Below are 5,513 nucleotides of genomic sequence, written 5' to 3'. Positions count from 1 at the left end.
AAATCAGACATCTAGATATCCCATAAGCTTCGACCTGCCCCCATAAATAGGTTCCATAATTTCTTTTCTGGAGATGTCTAATGAATGGATTTCATGATTCTGTGTAGCTTCACATATTTTTGGTATAAAATCAAGGAAATAATTTATTAAGTATTTATTCTTGTAGATATTTATCAACTTCAAAAACAGGCAGAAATTTATTTACACCAAGAAGATTTTACCACAGCTATTTTTCCTTAATTGGGTGGTTCAATTTGGTTCAATTTGAACGAGTTTGAAAGCAGTTTTTTATAAGTGTGTGTAAATTATGTATGTATTGCAACGGATAGATGTTAAAATTATGTAAAGTAGCTATGGTATAAATATAATAAATATTACAAGTATAATATTATGTATACAAAAATAATTTAAATTGGGTAATTTATTCATAGAGGTAACAAAAATTCTCTCATCCCCAAAGAAACCACTATGAAACTAACCATAAAAGCTAAGTTGATGCAGCATCTACTGATCAAAAATCAAGTTAATGCAGGTTTTACTATTATTGAATTGTTAATTGTATTTATTCTGATTGGTATTCTATCAGCGATCGCTCTTCCTTCCTTCCTAAGTCAAGCTGCAAAAGCACAATAATCAGACGCTAAAACTTATATATGCGCATTTAATAGAGCGCAACAAGCTTACAGAATGGAAAATTCAGCTTTCGCTGGGGATATAGAGACTTTACAACTGGGTATTCCTACTGTAACCAATAATTAGAATTATAACATTGCAGCAGATATTAATACTACTACGGTTACAGCAGTAGCTAATGACGCTGCTGCGCTTAAAGGTTTTAATGGTCGTGTGACTGTTCTTTTAAGTGGAATTACTGTAAGTGTTGCTTGTCAAACCGCAGGAACATTAGCTAATAATCCTATTACTGCTCCTAGTTTAACTTCTACTGGAGCAAGTTGTACAGGAACGATGGTTAGTATGGATTAGGAATTAATTCTTTTTAGTAAGAATCTGCACATTAGCAACAGTGTAAGACTTAATATGAGATTTTTCCGAAGTTATCAGCGGTGCGCCTTTTAATATACCAGATAAAGCAACGGAAAGCATTAAACCACCGGTAGCAGCTGCAATTAAAGTAAATTTATCGTTCACAGAAGTATCTCAGTTTTGTTGTTAGTTATCAAGAGAGAGTCAGGAGAAAGACTTAGTTTTTCTCACCCAGTCACCAGTCACCAGTCACCAGTCACTAGTCACCAGTCATCTATTTTCTCTTCTCAAACGAGGATTGACAAACTCATTCAACCCTTCACCAAGTAGTGATAACCCTACTACCATGATAGTCATTGCTAAACCGGGAAAAAGGGTAGTCCACCAAATACCTGTGGGTAGTGCTTCCAGAGCTTGTTTTAAATCATAACCCCATTCGGGTACATCTTCGGGTAGTCCTAAACCCAAAAAGCCTAAACCACCTAATACTAATATGGCATCTGCGGCGTTAAGGGTAAAGAGGACGGGGACACTTTGAATAACGTTGAAAAATAGATATCTTGATAATACAATCCAGGTAGAAGCGCCCATTGCTTGCGCTGCTTCGATGTAGACTTCGGTTTTAACGCTGACGGTGTGGTTACGCACAACGCGATAATATTGGGGAATGTAAGCAATACTAATGGCGATCGCCGCATTTAATATTCCTCTCCCTACCACAAAAGCTAAGGTAACAGATAGCAGCAAACCCGGTAAAGTGTAAATGCTATCCATGAGAAATAGTAAAGTTTTATCTAATTTTCCTCCTAAATAACCACTTACCATTCCCAAGGGTACACCCACAATCATACTTAATGCAGTGGCTAAAATAACTACTTGCAGTGCTGCTTGTGCGCCAAAAATTGTTCTGGAAAAAACATCATAACCCAAGCGACTTGTACCAAACCAATGTTTTAAAGAAGGTGCTTCATGAATAGGGTTACTTAAAAATTCTTTGGGGTTTTGTAACCATCCCCACTGTTGGAAAACTGGGGCAAAAAAGGCTAAAAAGATAAAAAATAAAGTCATTGCTAAACCTATCAACATAAATCTCTGGGATAGGTTAGATTTAGCAAAGTTTAAAAATCTTGGTATGCGGCTTTTTGTAATAGTCATGGTAATATAATTATGATGGTAATTTTTTTCTAACCCTTGTGGAACAGGCATCTTGCCTGTTAACCTTGTACCTCATAACTTAGGAAACGGCTGTAAAAATATAAATTATATATTACAATAACCAATTTTTTACAATAACCAATTTTCTAATTTAAGTCCTTCAATTCTGGATAAATCGGAATCATTAGAAACAAGAATTAAATCTAAGATAATTGCTGTTGCTGCTATTAAAATTTGAATCTAGTAAATAATTCACAGTGTTATTTTCCTTCTACCGCTGCATCAAAAATCGCTATTTCTTCGGGTGATAAGTCGTTCAATGTCCCTGCAACAGTTTCTAACACAAGAATTTTATCAATTCTTCTGGTTAAATCATGTTCTTTAATTGCTCTCATTTCCTCTGGTGACAATCTACCAAATAATTCTATCAGCATTTCTGTCATTTCATATTGGTCTAATTTGACTTTGTAGAAACTACTTCCTTGAAATAATTTATCTACCAATGTGGAAATACGTTCTGTTAGTTCTTGTTGATACTCGGTTATTTGTTCTTGCATGGTTTTGACTCCTGATGACGGCTGAATATTTACATTATACAGCAGATTTCATCTGAGTGAGGTACACAAGGGCGTGCAGGATGCCCACCCCACAAGAGTTTTACAATAGACTTCTCCAAAATAGAATGTATTAATTTGTCATAAGTTGTAGGGGCGAAGCTTATGGGCGATAATTTAACAAAAAAATCAGACATCTAGATATCCCATAAGCTTCGACCTGCCCCCATAAATAAGTTCCATAATTTCTTTTCTGGAGATGTCTAATTAATATCTGTACCTCATTGATCTGCAATCTGCTATACTTGCATGAAAATTATATTATAATCTACACTCTTACAAACTAGCTTGAAAAATTTGATTAGCAGTTAATTTTAACTCTGGGAAAGTTGGTGATATTATTAAATCATCATCTCTAAATTGACTAACTTGATATTCTCCTTCTATCAGTTGATAAAGTGAAATAGTTGGTTGTTTAGGATTGCCAATAAACACTCTACCACCTAAAGCAGCATAATCTACAATCCAATATTCTGCAATACCCATTTCCTCATAGTCAGCAAGTTTTTTATGGTAATCATCACGCCAGTTTGTACTGACAACTTCAACTACTAAAGGAATTGAAGCTGATTCACTAATTGTAGATGATTTTTTCCATAAAGGTTCATTAATTAAATTAGAACGATTTAACAATATTATATCTGGTAAATATCCTGATTCTTTTTCTGGTGGTTTGATAAAAGCTGTTTTAGGAATGAAATAAGGAAGTTTTAGACGTTTATATTCTGTGACTATTTCTTCAACTAAAAAGCCAATAATTTCTTCATGTTCTCCTACTGGTGGTGTCATTTCTACAATTACTCCATCATATAATTCATAGCGAACTCCTGTATCTGGATACCACTCTATAAACTCGGCAAAAGTTATTAATTTAGTTTCAGGTAAAGCTTGAATCATAATTTAGATTCTTTGGTTTGAATAGTTATCATATTGTTTGTTTGGTGATTGGTGATTGGTAATTGGTAATTGGTGATTGGTAAAAATAAAATTTATTACCCATTCCCCAGTCACCAGTCCCCAGTCACCAGTCCCCAGTCCCCAGTCCCCAGTCCCTACAAATTACTTTCTATCAACTGTCGATATTCACTTTTCTGTTTTACACCTTTCACTTCTTTTACCAATTCCTTATTCTTAAATATCTGTACCGTCGGTGTTCCTATGATACCGGCATTCTCCGCTATGTCTCGATCTTGGTCAATGTCAACTTCAACAAAGTGAATCTTACCATCAAATTCATCGACGACTTTATTTAATATCGGTTTCAAGGTGTGACAAGGGCCACAACCAGGAGACACATATTTTACCAACAACAAGCGATCGCTCTCATGGAATAATTTTCTTAAAGCATAACCCCCATTATGCCTTGTTGCTTGTAAATTAAATTCTGCTGCTGTTTCTGCTTTCTGGGTTTCTGGGTGGGGTGTTGTTCCTTCAATTTGGGTTTGATGAAATTCATGAATTAAATTCTTTGATGATAACCATCTTTCCGCTAACATGGCCGCCATACAACCAGTACCTGCTGCTGTAATCGCTTGTCTAAATTCATGGTCTTGCACGTCACCGGCTGCAAATACACCCTCTAAACTGGTTTCTACACCACCATGTTTAGTGATAATGTACCCCACCTCATCCAGTTCTAATAGTCCCTGAAATAACTCTGTATTGGGCTTGTGACCAATGGCGTAAAATAAACCTTTAGCGGGAATAGTGCTTTCTTCCCCGGTTTGATTATTACGCACTTGCACACCATTCATACTTTCTTCACCAATTACATCTACTGCTTCGGTGTGCCAATGTATTTTAATTTTCGGGTTACTCAAAACTCTGTCTTGCATAGCTTTAGAAGCCCGCATTTTATCAGAACGCACTAACAAATGCACCAAAGAAGCATATTTAGTTAAATAAATAGCTTCTTCTGCTGCTGAGTCTCCCGCACCAATAATCCCTAACTCCGTATTACGAAATAGAGGAGTTGCACCATCACATATAGCACAAGCGGAAATTCCCCGACTCCAAAATTGATGTTCACTTGGTAAACCTAAGCGTTTAGCTGTTGCACCAGTAGCGATAATTAAACTATGGGCTTTTACTTCCCTTTCTTGGGAACGGATAGTAAAAGGACGTTGACTCAAATCAACTGATATCACATCTTCAGTATATAATTCTGCGCCCCACCGTTCTGCTTGGGCTTTCATGTTATCCATCAAGTCTGGTCCGGTGATACCTTGGGGAAAACCTGGGAAGTTCTCAACTTCGGTGGTTGTCATGAGTTGGCCTCCTGGTAAACCACCTGCTTGGAAACCTTCAAATACTACGGGTTTTAAATTTGCCCTTCCTGCATAGATAGCTGCGGTGTAACCAGCGGGTCCAGAACCGATAATTACTAAGTTTTCTACTGTGTTTTCTACTTTGGAATTTGTCATACTAGTATACAAACTCATAACGACTACGTTTAAGTTAGTATAGCATAACTCAAAGATCCCCTACTTCTGACATTAATTTAGGGGATGCTGAATAAATGTAAAACCCAGAGATATCAAAGGTTACAGGGTGATAAACACAAAAATAAGTGCAAGGTTTTTCAAGGGTATAGCTGAAAAAGCGTGCATTTTTTGAGATTTCCAGAGAGGGCAAAGAAATTTTCAAACCTCCTCCTGACTCCTGTAAGGGCGAAGCATTCGGGCGATAAATTATCAATTTTTATCACAGGTTATTTTCCTGTAAGGGCGAAGCATTCGGGCGATAAATTATCAATTTTTA

At 36.4% G+C, this 5,513-nt stretch carries 7 protein-coding genes and 2 pseudogenes; 3 read left to right on the top strand and 6 right to left on the bottom strand.

Going from position 1 to position 5,513, the window contains the following annotated elements:
• Nucleotides 1-468: 468 nt before the first annotated feature.
• The 3 genes and pseudogenes from H6F47_RS28300 to H6F47_RS26670 all read left to right on the top strand — a co-directional run bounded on the left by H6F47_RS28300 (nt 469) and on the right by H6F47_RS26670 (nt 984).
• Nucleotides 469-633, top strand: coding sequence for a prepilin-type N-terminal cleavage/methylation domain-containing protein (locus H6F47_RS28300; RefSeq protein WP_242027507.1), 165 nt, complete (start codon nt 469-471; stop codon nt 631-633).
• Between the two features lie 12 nt (nt 634-645).
• Nucleotides 646-759: pseudogene (locus tag H6F47_RS28750) on the top strand (type IV pilin-like G/H family protein); the annotation flags it as partial.
• A gap of 87 nt (nt 760-846) precedes the next feature.
• Entirely contained in the window at nt 847-984 is a 138-nt protein-coding gene (locus tag H6F47_RS26670) for a hypothetical protein (protein WP_162501860.1), read from the top strand.
• A gap of 3 nt (nt 985-987) precedes the next feature.
• Here H6F47_RS26670 and H6F47_RS26665 read toward each other — a convergent pair whose 3' ends face one another.
• From H6F47_RS26665 to trxB, 6 genes and pseudogenes are all read right to left on the bottom strand, one after another.
• Nucleotides 988-1,149, bottom strand: coding sequence for a hypothetical protein (locus H6F47_RS26665; RefSeq protein ID WP_187041981.1), 162 nt, complete (start codon nt 1,147-1,149; stop codon nt 988-990).
• 105 nt (nt 1,150-1,254) lie between these two features.
• Nucleotides 1,255-2,139 carry an ABC transporter permease gene (locus tag H6F47_RS26660; protein WP_137666991.1) on the bottom strand — a complete coding sequence of 295 codons (885 nt, stop codon included), beginning with the start codon at nt 2,137-2,139 and terminating at the stop codon, nt 1,255-1,257.
• 129 nt (nt 2,140-2,268) lie between these two features.
• A pseudogene (locus H6F47_RS28295) lies at nt 2,269-2,373 on the bottom strand (VapC toxin family PIN domain ribonuclease); the annotation flags it as partial.
• A 26-nt stretch (nt 2,374-2,399) separates the two neighbouring features.
• Nucleotides 2,400-2,696 (bottom strand): hypothetical protein, encoded by a 297-nt coding sequence (locus H6F47_RS26655; protein ID WP_190346367.1) that lies wholly within the window; start codon nt 2,694-2,696, stop codon nt 2,400-2,402.
• Between the two features lie 333 nt (nt 2,697-3,029).
• Nucleotides 3,030-3,650, bottom strand: a complete 621-nt coding sequence (locus tag H6F47_RS26650; RefSeq protein ID WP_190346368.1) for a Uma2 family endonuclease — start codon at nt 3,648-3,650, stop codon at nt 3,030-3,032.
• 155 nt (nt 3,651-3,805) lie between these two features.
• Nucleotides 3,806-5,176: a thioredoxin-disulfide reductase gene (gene trxB / locus H6F47_RS26645; protein ID WP_190346369.1), complete on the bottom strand. Its 1,371-nt coding sequence runs from the start codon at nt 5,174-5,176 to the stop codon at nt 3,806-3,808.
• Between the last annotated feature and the right edge of the window lie 337 nt (nt 5,177-5,513).

It is taken from the genome of Sphaerospermopsis sp. FACHB-1094 (assembly GCF_014696195.1).
GTDB lineage: Bacteria > Cyanobacteriota > Cyanobacteriia > Cyanobacteriales > Nostocaceae > Sphaerospermopsis > Sphaerospermopsis kisseleviana.
This window is presented reverse-complemented; position numbering and strand designations above follow the sequence as displayed.